13 protein-coding genes are annotated in these 14009 nt (G+C 69.8%); 8 read left to right on the top strand and 5 right to left on the bottom strand.

Annotated elements, in window-relative coordinates; all coding sequences use genetic code 11:
- Positions 1–240 precede the first annotated feature (240 nt).
- The 3 genes from FB381_RS23980 to FB381_RS20415 all read left to right on the top strand — a co-directional run bounded on the left by FB381_RS23980 (position 241) and on the right by FB381_RS20415 (position 6387).
- Positions 241–1383, top strand: a complete 1143-nt coding sequence (locus tag FB381_RS23980; RefSeq protein ID WP_170225005.1) for a hypothetical protein — start codon at positions 241–243, stop codon at positions 1381–1383.
- Between the two features lie 146 nt (positions 1384–1529).
- Positions 1530–3836 carry a serine/threonine protein kinase gene (locus FB381_RS20410; RefSeq protein ID WP_141781972.1) on the top strand — a complete coding sequence of 769 codons (2307 nt, stop codon included), beginning with the start codon at positions 1530–1532 and terminating at the stop codon, positions 3834–3836.
- A 25-nt stretch (positions 3837–3861) separates the two neighbouring features.
- On the top strand, positions 3862–6387 hold the full coding sequence (locus FB381_RS20415; RefSeq protein ID WP_141781973.1) for a bifunctional FO biosynthesis protein CofGH: 2526 nt from the start codon (positions 3862–3864) through the stop codon (positions 6385–6387).
- 8 nt (positions 6388–6395) lie between these two features.
- Here FB381_RS20415 and FB381_RS20420 read toward each other — a convergent pair whose 3' ends face one another.
- A complete protein-coding gene (locus FB381_RS20420) occupies positions 6396–6797 on the bottom strand; it encodes a hypothetical protein (RefSeq protein ID WP_141781974.1) in 402 nt (133 codons plus the stop codon).
- Positions 6797–7387 (bottom strand): nucleotidyltransferase domain-containing protein, encoded by a 591-nt coding sequence (locus tag FB381_RS20425; RefSeq protein ID WP_141781975.1) that lies wholly within the window; start codon positions 7385–7387, stop codon positions 6797–6799. The genes FB381_RS20420 and FB381_RS20425 overlap by 1 nt, the downstream gene beginning before the upstream one ends.
- Before the next feature lie 132 nt (positions 7388–7519).
- Between FB381_RS20425 and FB381_RS20430 the strand changes: the two genes are divergently transcribed.
- Together FB381_RS20430 and FB381_RS20435 are read left to right on the top strand one after the other, a co-directional pair.
- Positions 7520–8737, top strand: a complete 1218-nt coding sequence (locus tag FB381_RS20430) for a hypothetical protein (protein WP_141781976.1) — start codon at positions 7520–7522, stop codon at positions 8735–8737.
- A 78-nt stretch (positions 8738–8815) separates the two neighbouring features.
- Positions 8816–9721: a formylglycine-generating enzyme family protein gene (locus tag FB381_RS20435; RefSeq protein WP_484213955.1), complete on the top strand. Its 906-nt coding sequence runs from the start codon at positions 8816–8818 to the stop codon at positions 9719–9721.
- Here FB381_RS20435 and FB381_RS20440 read toward each other — a convergent pair.
- Complete coding sequence (locus FB381_RS20440) at positions 9706–11247, bottom strand: sulfatase-like hydrolase/transferase (protein ID WP_246088230.1); 1542 nt, start codon at positions 11245–11247, stop codon at positions 9706–9708. The genes FB381_RS20435 and FB381_RS20440 overlap by 16 nt on opposite strands.
- Before the next feature lie 129 nt (positions 11248–11376).
- Here FB381_RS20440 and FB381_RS20445 point away from each other — a divergent pair, with 129 nt between their 5' ends.
- Complete coding sequence (locus FB381_RS20445; RefSeq protein WP_141781978.1) at positions 11377–11814, top strand: DUF5709 domain-containing protein; 438 nt, start codon at positions 11377–11379, stop codon at positions 11812–11814.
- Positions 11815–11820: 6 nt separating this feature from the next.
- Here the strand turns inward: FB381_RS20445 and FB381_RS20450 are convergent, their stop codons facing one another.
- Positions 11821–12219 (bottom strand): VOC family protein, encoded by a 399-nt coding sequence (locus tag FB381_RS20450; RefSeq protein ID WP_141781979.1) that lies wholly within the window; start codon positions 12217–12219, stop codon positions 11821–11823.
- 23 nt (positions 12220–12242) lie between these two features.
- The gene (locus FB381_RS24485; protein ID WP_281285063.1) at positions 12243–12377 is read right to left on the bottom strand and encodes a hypothetical protein; all 135 of its coding nucleotides are present in this window, start codon (positions 12375–12377) and stop codon (positions 12243–12245) included.
- A 63-nt stretch (positions 12378–12440) separates the two neighbouring features.
- Between FB381_RS24485 and FB381_RS20455 the strand changes: the two genes are divergently transcribed.
- Positions 12441–12830: a hypothetical protein gene (locus FB381_RS20455; protein WP_141781980.1), complete on the top strand. Its 390-nt coding sequence runs from the start codon at positions 12441–12443 to the stop codon at positions 12828–12830.
- Between the two features lie 110 nt (positions 12831–12940).
- A complete protein-coding gene (locus FB381_RS20460) occupies positions 12941–14008 on the top strand; it encodes an adenosine deaminase (protein ID WP_246088231.1) in 1068 nt (355 codons plus the stop codon).
- The last annotated feature ends 1 nt before the right edge of the window (position 14009 follow it).

Below are 14009 nucleotides of genomic sequence, written 5' to 3' on the forward strand. Positions count from 1 at the left end.
CCCACACCGCCTCCGGCCGACCCGGCGAACCCCGTGGATCCCGACGCGACACGGATCCCGGGGAACGGTCCCACCCCGCCGCCTCCCCCGCCCTCGGAGCAGCCGCCGGCCTCGTCATCGCCCCCGCCGTCCTCGCCCCCGCCGTCCTCGCCCCCTCCCTCCTCACCGCCGCCGTCGACTCCGCCATCGTCGACACCGTCGTGGGCTCCGCCGCCCCCGCCTCCGCCGGCCACGACCGCGATGCCTGCGGCAACCGGTGGTGCGTACGGAACCGCCTACGGGCTTCCGCCGCACCACCAGCCGAAGAAGAAGAACCTGGGTCTGCTGATCGGGCTGGGTGCCGCCGGCGCGGTCGTGCTCGTCGCGCTGCTCGGCACCGGAGCCTGGGCGTTCTTCACCGGACGCCTCGGGTTCGGCCCGCTGAGCGCGGAGGACCAGAAGGCCGTGACCGCGATCGCCGCGGACGCGCCCAAGCCGGGCTGGGCGTCGGCCGGCGACTCCACCTGCGCCGCGGAAGAGCTGGTCAGGGACGAGCGCACCGACGGCTTGACCAAGGCCGGCCTGATCAAGACCTCCGGTGAGTCGGTGGCCTACACCGGCGACTGGAAGGGACAGCAGGCGACGACGTACGCCGCAGGGCTGCTCTCCTGCTCCGGCGACTGGAGCAAGGCCATCGGCAAGGAGTGGGCGCTCGACGACACCGGCTGCCTCGGCGACGTCGACGAGGCGGCTATGGCCGGGCTGATCACCACCCGCGACATGAAGGTCGCCGACGCCAAGGCCGACAAGCAGGCCTCGAAGGCCGTCAAGGAGCTCGACGAGTGCTACGTCAGCGACGAGCTCTCCGCGCCGTCGGCGACGGCGACGCCCGCCGTGCTGGGAGTGGACTTCGCCGTCAAGGCGCCGTCCGTCGACGGCAGCGAGGTGGCGCTGCGCGCGAGGTCGGCCGACAGCTCGGAGTGGAAGCCGGTCACCGACGGCAAGATCAACATCCCCGTCCGTGAAGGCGGCCAGGAAGGGTGCGCGACCTTCGAGGCCTCGATCAGCTATCCGTGGGGCACGACGAAGGCCAGCGAGAGCGAGTCCTGCGGGAAGGCGAAGGAGCGGCGACTGTGGTGGACGAAGGACAAGTCCTGTGCCCAGCCGAAGTTCGCCCCGTGCAGCTCCTGGACGCTCCACTACGAGGGCTACCAGCTCTTCTCCAGCGTCAAGGTCAACCTCAAGCTCAAGGGCGGCAACTGCCGCTCGGCGTCGGGGTCGTGCTCGGACACCGCGGTCGTCACCCGGCCGAGCGGCACCTGGACGAGCTGGACCGCGCCCAAGGGCTGGCACGACCGGTTCACCGCCGAGGTCGACGGGCTGACGGCGGTGCTGCCGAACTGATCGGCGATCGGAGCATGAAGCGCCGATCAAACCCAGCCAACTAAAAGGTCACGACCGTGGGTTGCCGCACACGGATCGTGACCGGGAGGCTAGGGTTTCGGCAGAGATCTGGAAACGGGTAGTAGATCAGGGCGAGGTCAATAAAGATGGTTGCGTTCCCCCAGGAAGGCGAGCAGTTCGGTCGCTACGTGATCGAGCGGGTCCTGGGTCAAGGTGGCATGGGTGTCGTCTACCAGGCCAAGGACCCAGCGCTGCGACGCAAGGTGGCGCTCAAGCTTGTGCTGCCCTCGCTCACCATCGACAAAGACTTCATCACCCGCTTCGAGCGGGAGGCCAACATCTTGGCCAAGCTCCGCTCGCGCAACATCGTCCAGATCATCGAGTACGGCGAGGTCGAGGGCACCGTCTACCTGGTGACCGAGTACGTCCCCGACGGCGACCTGCACGGCTGGCTGAAGACCACCGGACCGCTGGAGACGGTGCAGGCGCTGCGGCTGGTCAGCGACGTCAGCGACGCTCTCTTCGACGCCCACCGCGCGGGCGTCGTCCACCGCGACGTGAAGCCGTCCAACGTGCTGATCTGGGAGCGCCAGGAGGGCGAGCTCGTCCCCTACCTGACCGACTTCGGCATCGCGACCGAGGGCGACTCCAACGTCACCCGGGCCGGCTCCGTGGTCGGCTCGCTGCCCTACATGTCGCCCGAGCGCCACCTGGGCGAGCAGGCCACCCCCTCCGGCGACATCTACGCCGCCGGCTGCCTGCTGTGGGCCGCGCTGACCGGCAAGGCCCCCTACACCGGCACCGACTTCGAGCTGATGAGCGCTCACATCAACAACCCGGTGCCCCGGCTGCCGGCCTCGACACCGGGCGCCGACCTGATCAACCCGATCATCCAGAAGGCGCTCGCGAAGAAGCCGGAGAACCGCTTCCAGACCGCCTCCCAGCTCGCCAAGGCGCTCGACAAGGCCGCAGACCGGCTCGAGGAGGCCGGCCTGGGCGGCGGCTTCGCCGCCGCAGCCGGCACAGGCGGCGCCGACCTCGGTTCACGTCCCGGTGTCGGCTACGACACCACCTCGGGCGGCACCTCGGGTGGAGACACCGGCGGAGGCACCTCGGGCGGGAACACCGGCGGCAGCGGTGTGCACGAGGCCGAGGCCCAGCCGACGATCGTCAAGCGCCCCGGCGAGAGCACTCCCAGCCCTGCCCCGGCCGCCAACGAGACCGACTCCACCGTCGTGCACAGCGGCAAGGGCATGCCCCTGGCAGGTGCCGCAGCCGGCGCAGGAGCGGCGGGAGCCGCGGGTGCTGCAGCCGGCGGTTCGGGCGGCGGCAAGCCCGAGTGGCTGCCGTCCCATCACACCGGCGACGGCCAGGGCGGCGACAAGAAGAAGCTCTACGCCATGATCGGCGGCGGCGTGGCCGCCGTCGTGCTCATCGGCGCCGGCATCTTCACCCAGGGCTTCGGCATCTTCGGTCTCCACGGGGACGACGCCAAGGCGGCCGAGGCGATCGCCAGCGGCGTACCCAAGCCCGACTGGGCCGGCGAAGACCAGATGACCTGTGCGGCGGAGAGCCTGGTCGAGAAGGTTCCGGCCTCCGAGCTGCGCTCCCACGGGGTCGTCGACTCGGGCGACGAGTGGTCCTACACCGGCGACTGGCCCGCCGACGATGCGATGAACTTCTCCCAGGGCCTCCTCGACTGCACCGAGTCCTGGTCGACCGAGATCGGCGACAGCTGGAAGGTCGGCGACACCCGCTGCATGGAGAAGGAGGTCGACAAGACCTCCATGGCCGGCCTGATCGCGGTCAGCAACCTCCTCGAGAAGTCCGACCCCGGTGCCGCCGGGCCGGCCAAGGAGAAGGCCGTGAAGGCGCTCGACGCCTGCTACGTCAAGGCCGACGCCCTCGGCGCCGAGGTGACACCCAAGGCCTCCTACATGCAGGTCGACTTCGACGTGCAGGACCCGACCGCCCCGGGCGGCAAGTCCGACATCCAGATCGCCAAGAAGGGCAGCACGAGCTTCGAGAAGCTCAAGGGCACCTCCTACGAGCTCCCCGTCGCCGAGGGTGGCGTCGAGGGCTGCATCGCGGTCAACACCACGGTCACCTTCGCCTGGGGCACCGAGAAGGCCACCAAGGGCGAGTCCTGCGGCAAGGCCGAGCCGAAGAAGCTCGAGTGGGTCAAGCAGGACAAGTGCACCGACAAGGCCTACATCTCGCAGAAGATCGACTGCAACACCTGGCAGCTCAACTTCGAGGGTTTCCAGCCGGGCAAGAAGTTCAACGTGAAGCTCACGATGAACGGCAAGGGCTGCGGTTCCAAGAAGTGCACCTGGCCGGGCACGCCCGACGGTGAGGGCAAGGGCGCGATCATCAACTGGTCGGGTCCGCAGGACTGGAACGCGAAGTTCGTCGCGACCGCGCCTGGAGCGAGCGCCCAGATCGACAACTAGCAGGCGCCTACTAGGCTGCTTGGTGATGAGCGAGCAGCCGACACCGCAGCAGATCCGCCGGGCGCTGGCCCGGGCCGAGCGTGGCGCAGCCCTGGACGTCGCGGAGGCTTCCGCCCTCCTCGCGGCCGGCGGCGACGACCTCGCACGCCTCACCGCCGCGGCGGCGAAGGTACGCGACGCCGGGCTGGTCGCGGCGCAGAGACCTGCGGCGGTGACGTACTCACCGAAGGTGTTCATCCCGGTCACCAAGCTGTGCCGCGACAGGTGCCACTACTGCACCTTCGTGGAGACGCCGGGGCAGGCCGCGCGTGATGGTCGCGAGCCCTTCCTGAGCCCCGACGAGATCGTCGAGATCGCCGCCGAGGGTGCGAAGCTGGGCTGCCTGGAGGCGCTGTTCACCCTCGGCGACCGGCCGGAGGACCGCTGGCCCGAGGCCCGCGACTGGCTGGAGAGCCGCGGCTACGGGTCGACGCTCGACTACGTGCGCGCGATGGCGATCCGGGTGCTCGAGGAGACCGGCCTGCTCCCCCACCTCAACCCGGGGGTGATGTCGTGGGAGGAGATGAACCGGCTCAAGCCCGTCTCCCCCTCGATGGGGATGATGCTCGAGACCACGTCGCGTCGGCTCTTCGAGACGAAGGGCGAGGCTCACTACGGCTCCCCCGACAAGGACCCCGACCTGCGCCTGCGCGTGCTCGAGGACGCCGGCCGACTCTCGATCCCGTTCACCAGCGGGCTCCTCGTCGGCATCGGCGAGACGCTCACCGAGCGCGCGGAGACGATCTTCGCGCTGCGCAAGGTGCACAAGGCGTACGCCGGGCTGCAGGAGATCATCGTGCAGAACTTCCGGGCGAAGCCGTCGACGGCGATGCGCCACGCCGACGACCTCGGGCTCGACGAATACCTGGCCGCGATCGCGGTGACCCGGATCGTGCTCGGCCCCAAGGCGCGCGTGCAGGCGCCGCCCAACCTGGTCGACCTCGACGAGTGTCGTGCCCTGCTCGGCGCCGGCATCGACGACTGGGGCGGTGTCTCGCCGCTCACTCCCGACCACGTCAACCCCGAGCGCCCCTGGCCCTCGCTGGACGCGCTGCGTCAGGTGACCGCGGAGGCCGGCTTCACGCTGCGGCCGCGGCTGACCGTCCACCCCGAGTACGTCGCCGGCACCCTGCGCGACGGCCAGGCCTGGATCGACCCGCGGGTGCTCTCGCACGTCGAGGCGCTCGCCGACGAGGACGGGCTGGCCCGTGACGGCGTACGCCCCGAGGGCCGCCCGTGGCAGGAGCCCGACGGTGGCTTCACCGCCGCCGGCCGGACCGACCTGCACGCCTCCGTCGACACCGAGGGCCGCACCCACGACCGACGTGACGACTTCGAGACGGTCTACGGCGACTGGGACGCCGTGCGCGAGGCGGCCAGTGCGACCGGTGCTCCCGCCGTGCTCCACGCGGAGGGTGGCGCCGCTCTCGCCGCCGCCGAGAAGGACCCCGGCAACCTCTCCGACGAGCACGCGCTGACGCTGATGACCGCCGAGGGCGACCTCCTGCGCCAGGTCACCAAACTTGCCGATGAACTGCGCAAAGAGGTCAACGGCGACACCGTGACCTACGTCGTCAACCGCAACATCAACTTCACCAACGTCTGCTACGTCGGCTGCCGGTTCTGCGCCTTCGCCCAGCGACGCACCGACGCCGATGCGTACTCACTCGATCTCGACCAGGTCGCCGACCGCGCCGAGGAGGCATGGGACCTGGGTGCCACGGAGGTGTGCATGCAGGGCGGGATCGACCCCGAGCTGCCGTCGACGGCCTACTTCGATCTCGTGCAGGCCGTGAAGCAGCGCGTGCCGGAGATGCACGTGCACGCGTTCAGCCCGATGGAGATCGTCAACGGCACCTCGCGCACCGGCCTCTCGATCGAGGACTTCCTGATCAAGGTGCGCGAGTCCGGTCTCGGCTCGCTCCCGGGCACGGCCGCGGAGATCCTCGACGACGAGGTGCGCTGGGTGCTGACCAAGGGCAAGCTGCCCGCGAAGACCTGGATCGAGATCATCTCCACCGCCCACCGGGTCGGCATCCCGACGACGTCGACGATGATGTACGGCCACGTCGACAACCCGCGCCACTGGGTCGGTCACCTGCGCGTGCTCGCCGGGATCCAGGACCAGGCGCGCGAGCACGGCAACGCCGGCCTCACCGAGTTCGTGCCGCTGCCGTTCGTGCACACCAGCGCCCCGATCTACCTGGCCGGCGCCGCCCGCCCCGGTCCGACCATGCGCGACAACCTCGCCGTGCACGCCCTCGCGCGGATCATGCTCCACGGCCGCATCGACAACATCCAGACGAGCTGGGTCAAGCTCGGCATCGACGGCACCCGAGCGATGCTCCGAGCCGGCGCCAACGACCTCGGCGGCACCCTGATGGAGGAGACCATCTCCCGCATGGCCGGCTCCGAGCACGGCTCCGCCAAGACCGTCGCCGAGCTCGAGGAGATCGGCGCGGGCATCGGCCGGGACGTACGTGAGCGCACGACGTTGTACGGAGATCGGTGAGAGCCCGGTCAGCGGCCGAGTCGAACGATCGAGACTGCGAGGTCGACCAGCAGGCGCGCACGGCGCACGAGGGTTTCAGCTTTGGGCGCGCTGACGAGTCCGACGCCGTACTCGACGTCGCCTCTGGCGGCGACAAGCTCGCGCAAGGCACGGTCGGCGGATTTCGCTTCAGCCCGCGCGCCCAGTGCCTCGGCGAGCTCTTTGGCGGCTCTCGCGTGATCCTTCGTCTTGCCCGTAGCGCCTGACAACGAGGTGGCGATCGCGTCCTTGGCGCTGATTCCGGCATGGATCGCGTCACCTGCGGCAGGTGTGAAGCGCTCGAGGTCGACGTTGTCCTCGGCTGACTCGACGTACTCTTCGGCCTTCTGCAGGAACGCTTTGGCGTGGTTGCGCTGCTCGGCGGTGACCATCAGGAAACCTTCTTGTAGCGCCGTCGCGGCTTGCTGCCGACGAGGGCGACCCCGTCCCTGACGATGTCCGCAGCGACCGATTCACCAGTGGCGAGCGCGTCGGCGAAGGCGTCGGGCGTGAAGACCAGCACGTCGCAGTCGTTGCCGAGCGCCGCCGTGACCGCCTCCTGCAGGTCCGCGCGCTGGTCCCAGCACCCTCCGGCGATCACGGCGAGGTCGATGTCGCTCTCAACGGTTGCCTCGCCTCGCGCGACCGAACCGAAGAGGATCACCGACTCGACGTCGTCGGTCACCGACGCGTTCACGATCTCCGTCAGTGCTGAGAGCGGGTCGAGCAGCGCGCGCAGCGGCGCGATGGCGGCATGCGACTCCACGACTCGATACACGTACGCACGGCCGACGGCCCGCGACTCGATGACACCGAGCCGCTCCCACGCCCTGAGCGCCTCCTGGACCGAGCCCAAGCTGTGACCCTCAAGGACGCCGTGCACCTGGCGACCCGTCATCGGCTCGCCGGTGCGGAGAAGCGCTGCCAGCGCAGCGCCCCTGGCACCAGGGATGACACCGCCGAATGGCTGTCCCAGGTTCATATGACCAGATTATCGCTCATATGAACATATTTCTCGTCATAGCTCTCATCTCCACCTTTCCAGGAGCGGCCGAGCGCGCCGGAGCGGTCACCCTCTACGATCCTCGCTGAACCTGTCTCGAGGAAGAGTGAGATGTCCGATCCCGGAAACACCGCTCAGCAGCAGCCCACGCCCACCGAGCTCGCCTACGTGGCGGCCGAGGAGGCCCGTCGCCGCCGGCTCGGGCTACCGCCGTTGCCGCGTCGGCGGCGTGGCCGGGCTCGGTTCGTACGCACGGTGCTGCGCTGGCTGCTGATCCTCTGCGTCGTAGCGCTGGTGGCCGTGGCCGCGGTCGGGGCGTGGGCGTACGCCACCGGCCAGGTCGGGCCGCTGCGTGGTGACGAGAAGGCGATGGCACGCACGCTCACGCTCGCCGGTGACACCCCGACCTGGGCCGACCCCGAGCAGCTGCGCTGCGCGTCCGAGTCGCTCGTGCGCGACCAGGGGAGCACCGGGCTCCTCGACGCCGGGGTCGTCACCCGCACGGGCAGCGGCTTCAGCTACACCGGCGAGTGGCCCTCGGCACTGGCGAAGCAGTGGTACACCGAGGTGCTCGACTGCGCCGACGGCGTCGGAGCGAGCAGCTGGGCCGGCCAGGTCGCCGGGGCCTGGACGCTCGAGGACTCCGCATGTCTGGCGGAGGTCGGCCGGCCGGCGATCGCCGGGGTGCTCGCGGTCACCAGCCTCCGTCTGACCGACGAGGACGTCGCCGCGGAGAACACCACCGCCACCACCGCCCTCGACGGCTGCTACGCCCGCACGCCCGAGGCACCCACCGGCAGGGCCTCGTCCGGCTATCGCGAGGTCACCGTGGCCGTCACCGCGCCCGTGGTCACCGCCGGGGTCGCCTCGATCGACGACGGCGGCGCCGAGCCGACCTCCGGCGAGGACCCCGAGCTCACCTACACGCTGCCGGTCGCCAAGGGCGACGCCGAGGCCTGCGTGCAGGCGACCACCAAGGTGACGTACGCCTGGGGCACCGTCCGCACCGGCGAGCCGGCCAAGCTCTGTGGCCGGTCGGCCGCGCCCCGGATGGAGTGGCGCAAGGTCGAGCACAGTTGCCCGAAGGGCACCCCGAAGTGCACCTACATCGCCGCTTACGTCGACGGGCTGTCGGCCAACCAGAGCCTGACCGTCACCTACAAGCCGTCGGGCGACTTCAAGTGCCCCGCCAAGAAGCCCACCTGCAAGGTCAAGATCAAGGCCGGCGTCCAGGGCCGAGCCCAGACCGACGGCATCCTGGCCACCGGCAAGGACGGCCGGATCCAGGCCTCGGCGGGCAGCCTGAAGGCGACCTACCCGTCCTCGTAGGCTGGACCCGTGCCCTCCGACCTGACCTTCGGCGCGACCCGCGGGCCCAGCCCCGACCCGTCGCAGCGTCCGCCTGCCCTGCCGCGCAAGCGCCGCCGCACCCTCGTCGACCTCCCCGGCGGGACGTACGCGGCCGGCGACTCGTTCGGTGAGGGCTATCAGGGCGACGGCGAAGGGCCGGTGCACCAGGTCGCGCTGCCCGCCTTCCGGCTCGACGCGACCTCGGTGACCAACGAGGAGTTCGCGCGCTTCGTGAAGGCCACCGGCCACGTCACCACCGCCGAGCGGGAGGGCTTCTCGGCCGTCTTCCACCTGGCCTTCGACGGGTCGCCGCGCGACATCCTCGGCCGCTCCCCGGAAGCACCGTGGTGGCTCGGTGTGCGCGGCGCGTCGTGGCGCACGCCGGAAGGCGCCGGCTCCAACGTCGGCCGCCGCGGCAACCACCCCGTCGTGCACGTCTCCTACGACGACGCGCTCGCCTACTGCGCCTGGGCCGGCACCCGGCTGCCCACCGAGGCCGAGTGGGAGTACGCCGCCCGCGGCGGTCGTGCCGGCTCCCGGTTCCCATGGGGCGACGACCTGGAGCAGGACGGCACCCACCACGCCAACGTCTGGCAGGGCGACTTCCCCGACACCAACACCGCCGACGACGGGTTCGTCACGACCGCGCCGGTGCGGGCGTACGACCCGAACGGGTTCGGCCTCCACCAGATGATCGGCAACGTCTGGGAGTGGTGCGCCGACTGGTTCTCACCGACCTACTACGCCGACCTCGTCTCAGGCAGCGACGGGGCTGCCGACCGCCCGACCGACGACCCACGCGGCCCGGCCGAAGGTCTGACCCGGGTGATGCGCGGCGGCTCCTACCTCTGCCACGAGTCCTACTGCCACCGCTATCGGCTCTCGGCACGCTCCAGCAGCCCCACCGACTCGACGGCGGGGAATCTGGGCTTCCGGTGCGCCGCTGATCAGCCGGCCGGGTAGAACTTCTTCGGGCAGCTCTCGCCCGCGCAGTCTCGATACTTCTCGTTCAGGCCGCGCATCTCGGCGAGCTCGTCGGCGTAGTCGGGGGTCAGCGCGAGCGAGCGGATCTGATAGGGATCCTCGCTGCGGTCGTAGAGCTCCTCGCTCCCGTCGGAGTAGCGCGCGTAGGTCCAGTCACCGAAACGGATCCCGGAGTAGATCTGCTTGGTGCCGTCGTGGACCCGCCAGGCGGAGATCGGGATCACCCGGTTCTGTGACGGCGCCCCGATCCACGGCATGAAGTTGACGCCGTCCTGCGCCCTCCCGGGCCGGGCGCCCGCCACGGCCATGATCGTGGTGGCGATGTCGGGGTTGCCGACCGCCGTGGCCGACGTACGTCCGGCGGGGATGCCGGGCCCTCGCAGGATCAGTGGGATCCGCAGGGTCTCGCGGTAGTGCATCAGCTTGCCGTTGATGTTGTGGCCGCCGGTGGTGTAGCCGTTGTCGGAGGAGAAGATGATGATGGTGTTGTCGAGCTGACCCGTCTCCCGCAGTCGCAGCACGTTGCTGGCCACCGCGCGGTCGAGCGCCTGCACCGCCTCGACCCGCTGCTGGTGAGCGATCCGCAGCTCCTCGCGCCCCTCGGCGTCGAACGTCTTGCGCGAGGCCGAGATCGGCGGCGCGTCGGTCGGGGTGCGGAACATGTTGGGTGTGTCCGGCAGCTCGAGGCCGTCGTAGGAGTGCTTGTCCTCGGGCGCCGGCATCGTCGTGCTGGTGCCCTTCGGGTCGTCCTTCTCCCCCGGGCCGCCGTGGTGCGGGGCGACGTAGTTGACCCACATGTACCACGGCTTCTCGGCACGCTCGGGCGCCGAGATCATCGCGTTGGCCTGGTCGCGCATCAGATAGGTCGTGTAGCGGTGGTAGGCCTCGAGCTTGCCGTTGTGGTTGATCCGCGGCCGCATGAAGTTGTAGGTCGACATGTCGGTGGTCGCCCGCCAGTCGGTCCACCCCGGCGGAACATCCTTGGCGGTGCCGCGGGTGCCGTAGCCGTTGAGATACTTGCCGGTGAAGAGGGTGTCGTAGCCCGCGGCCTGCATCGACTGGGGCAGCGTGCCGGCGTGCGACATCGCCTGATAGCCACCGCGCTCGCCGTTGATCGTCACGGTGTGATGGTTCTCGGCGTACTGCCCGGTCAGCAGCGAGGCCCGAGCCGGCACGCAGATCGGGGTCGGCGCGATCGCCTCGGTCATCGAGGTGCCCTGCTCGGCGAGCAGGCTGCGCACGTGCGGCATGTAGTCGAGGTCGTCGTAGGCCAGGTCGTCGGCGGTGACCATGAGGATGTTGGGCTTCGACGCGGACGCCTCCCAGTCGGGGGTCGGCGTGGCCTTCGAGGGCACCAGGCCGTCGTCGACAGACCCGACGGCGTGCGCGAAAGCGCTCTCGGCCTTGGTGCCGATCGAACCAGAGTGCGGCAGCGCGCCCATGAGCATCGACGAGCCGGCGAGCGCGGCAACACCAGCCACCGCCAGTCGGGCGCGAGGCGCCATCTGAGTACGCTCCCTCGATCGAGTCCCCGCGTCATCCACGCTCATCCGGTTCCCCTCGAAACCGGACCGGGTTAACGTTACAGAAGGGGCCCGCCAGGTCCCCAATGCCGGCCGGATGAGGAGACTCAGGTGAGCGAATCGCGCGGAAGCTACGGGGACTACAGCGTCGACGACGAGGACCAGATCAGCGGTGAGGACGCGCTCTCCGGCCAGGTGCTCGAAGGTGAGGTGCGCGACGAGCTCGACCACGGCATCGTCACCGCCGACCACTACACCACCGACTACGGCAACACACCGTGGGAGGAGGAGCACCGCGAGTGCATCGACCAGCGCCAGCTCCAGGAGGTGCCCGACCCGGACCCCTACGAGGCTGAATACGACGATGCCGAGGAGTCGGACGACCCCGACGGCCGCGAGGTCGGCGGCGAGCGCGCCGGACGGCTGGTCGACCCCGACTCGGAGGTCTACGGGCCCGATGCCGGCATCGACGGCGCCGGTGCCTCGGCCGAGGAGGCCGCGATCCACATCATCGACGACAACGACAACGACGGCGCGGCCGAGCGCTAGGTACGGCTAGGCGGTGAGGTCTTCGACCTCCAGCACGATCTCGACCTCGAACCCCTCGGAGCTCTCCAGGTAGAGCGCCGTGTGCTCATCGCCTCCGGCGTGCGGGTAGCGGTCGGCGTACATCTCGTGCCAGCCGTGCTCGGTCGACTCCGCCCGGATCCTGTCGAGCAGGTCGCGCTCACCCTCGAGGGCGAACGCGATGTGGTTCACGCCCGGCCGGAGCCGGTCCTGCGAACCGTGCTGGTCCTCGGAGTGCTCCATGAAGACGTACGTCCCGTCCGGCGCCTCCCAGTAGTGACCCTTCTCCCCGGCCGCCCAGCCCAGCTCACCGAAGAGCCAGCCCCACTGGCCCGAGGCGGTCTCGAAGTCGTCGACCCAGAGGTCCCAGTGGTGGATCGCTCTCATGGTCGACTCCTCGGTTCAGGCGATCATCCGACGACCGCGACGTTCTTGACCTCGATATCGTGCGCCTCTTCACCGTAGTTGTGCACGGCGGTCGCCATCGTCTCCAACACGGCCGCCGCCCTCCCCGAGGCGTCGATCATGCCGAGCAACAAGATCATGCCCGAGTACGAAGTCGACGGCCAGATCCTCAAGAATGTGCGTGTGCTGGAGTTGAAGGAGCGATGACCGACAACGAAGAGCCCTTCGTGGCCAGCGAGGCCAAGAGGCGGGCCAACGCGAACTGGCCACAGACCAACTGGGCCTCTCCCCTTCTCAAGGGTGCGTGGGTCCGCATCCGCAACGAGGGCAGCGTTCGAGATGGGCGTGTGCTGGGGAGCCGAAAACTGGAGGGTGAAGACGCGATGATCCCAGTCGCCATCATCTCCGGGGCCGGCCTTCATGCGTTGCGTGCTGCTGAAGGCATTCGCCGTCTCAGCGACCCCGATGACAGCACGAAGGAGTACGTCCCGATGATCCTCTGGCCCATCGATGACAACGAAGAGATTCCACCGCCCGGCCGCGGAGCAGCCGAATGGTGGGTCCGCGCAGCGTGGAAGCGAGAGCATCTGTGAACGACCCGGATCCTGACGCTTGGTGAACGGATTCGCAAGGCGTCATCGGCATGTGCAGTCGTGAGAAACGAAGTCGCGGCGGCGGGAGCGGGCGTGTGAGGATCTGGAACGTGAGTGAGCTGAAGACCTTCATCGCCGGGCTGCCCAAGGCCGAGCTGCACGTCCACCACGTCGGGTCGGCGTCGCCGCGGATCGTGGCGGAGCTGGCGGCGCGGCATCCGGGGAAGGTGCCGGCCGATGTCGAGCTGCTGAAGGACTACTTCACGTTCAGCGACTTCGCGCACTTCATCGAGGTCTACCTCTCGGTCGTCGACCTGGTGCGTACGCCGGAGGACATCCGATACCTCACCTACGAGATCGCGCGCGACCTGGCGCAGACACAGCAGGTCCGTTACGCCGAGCTGACCTGCACCCCCTACACCTCCGTACGTCCCGACCTGGCCGTTCGTGCGCCAGGGACCCAGCGCGCGGAGGGCCACGCCGGGATGCCGATCGAGGCCTACACCGAGGCGCTCGAGGACGCCCGGGGGGCGGCGGAGCGCGACTTCGGCCTCACGCTGCGCTGGATCTACGACATCCCGGGCGAGGATGGGCAGCCGGCGGCCGACGCCACCCTGGCGTACGCCGTCGACCATGGCCCCGAGGCACTGGTCGGGTTCGGGCTCGGCGGGCCCGAGGTGGGGGTGCCGCGGCCGCAGTTCGAGAGGCACTTCGAGGCAGCCCGGGCCGCCGGGCTCCACTCGGTGCCGCACGCCGGGGAGACCACCGGCCCGCAGACCGTGTGGGACGCGCTGACGGTGCTGAAGGCCGAGCGGATCGGCCACGGCACCTCGGCGGCCCAGGATCCCGCACTGCTCGCCCATCTCGCCGAGCACCGGATCCCGCTCGAGGTCTGCCCCTCCTCCAACGTCGCCACCGGTGCGGTGGCGAGGCTGGAGGAGCACCCGCTCAAGACCTTCGTCGGCGCGGGCGTGCCGGTCACGATCAACTCCGACGACCCGCCGATGTTCGCGACCACGCTCAACCGGGAGTACGAGATCGCGGCCGACCTCCTCGGTCTCGACCGCGCCGGCCTCGCCGACCTCGCGAGAGCGGCCGTGGACCACTCCTACGCGCCCACCGACGTGAAGACCCGGCTGCGCGACGAGATCGACGGCTACCTCATCAGCGACGATTAGC

The organism is Nocardioides albertanoniae, assembly GCF_006716315.1.
Classification (GTDB): domain Bacteria; phylum Actinomycetota; class Actinomycetes; order Propionibacteriales; family Nocardioidaceae; genus Nocardioides; species Nocardioides albertanoniae.

What these genes read in the sequence shown, in the direction of transcription:
- FB381_RS23980 (WP_170225005.1), top strand. Translation starts at nt 241, where the DNA reads ATGCCTGCGGCAACCGGTGGTGCGTACGGAACCGCCTACGGGCTTCCG.
- FB381_RS20410 (WP_141781972.1), top strand. Translation starts at nt 1,530, where the DNA reads ATGGTTGCGTTCCCCCAGGAAGGCGAGCAGTTCGGTCGCTACGTGATC.
- FB381_RS20415 (WP_141781973.1), top strand. Translation starts at nt 3,862, where the DNA reads ATGAGCGAGCAGCCGACACCGCAGCAGATCCGCCGGGCGCTGGCCCGG.
- FB381_RS20420 (WP_141781974.1), bottom strand. Translation starts at nt 6,797, where the DNA reads ATGGTCACCGCCGAGCAGCGCAACCACGCCAAAGCGTTCCTGCAGAAG.
- FB381_RS20425 (WP_141781975.1), bottom strand. Translation starts at nt 7,387, where the DNA reads ATGAACCTGGGACAGCCATTCGGCGGTGTCATCCCTGGTGCCAGGGGC.
- FB381_RS20430 (WP_141781976.1), top strand. Translation starts at nt 7,520, where the DNA reads ATGTCCGATCCCGGAAACACCGCTCAGCAGCAGCCCACGCCCACCGAG.
- FB381_RS20440 (WP_246088230.1), bottom strand. Translation starts at nt 11,247, where the DNA reads ATGGCGCCTCGCGCCCGACTGGCGGTGGCTGGTGTTGCCGCGCTCGCC.
- FB381_RS20450 (WP_141781979.1), bottom strand. Translation starts at nt 12,219, where the DNA reads ATGAGAGCGATCCACCACTGGGACCTCTGGGTCGACGACTTCGAGACC.
- FB381_RS24485 (WP_281285063.1), bottom strand. Translation starts at nt 12,377, where the DNA reads ATGATCTTGTTGCTCGGCATGATCGACGCCTCGGGGAGGGCGGCGGCC.
- FB381_RS20455 (WP_141781980.1), top strand. Translation starts at nt 12,441, where the DNA reads ATGACCGACAACGAAGAGCCCTTCGTGGCCAGCGAGGCCAAGAGGCGG.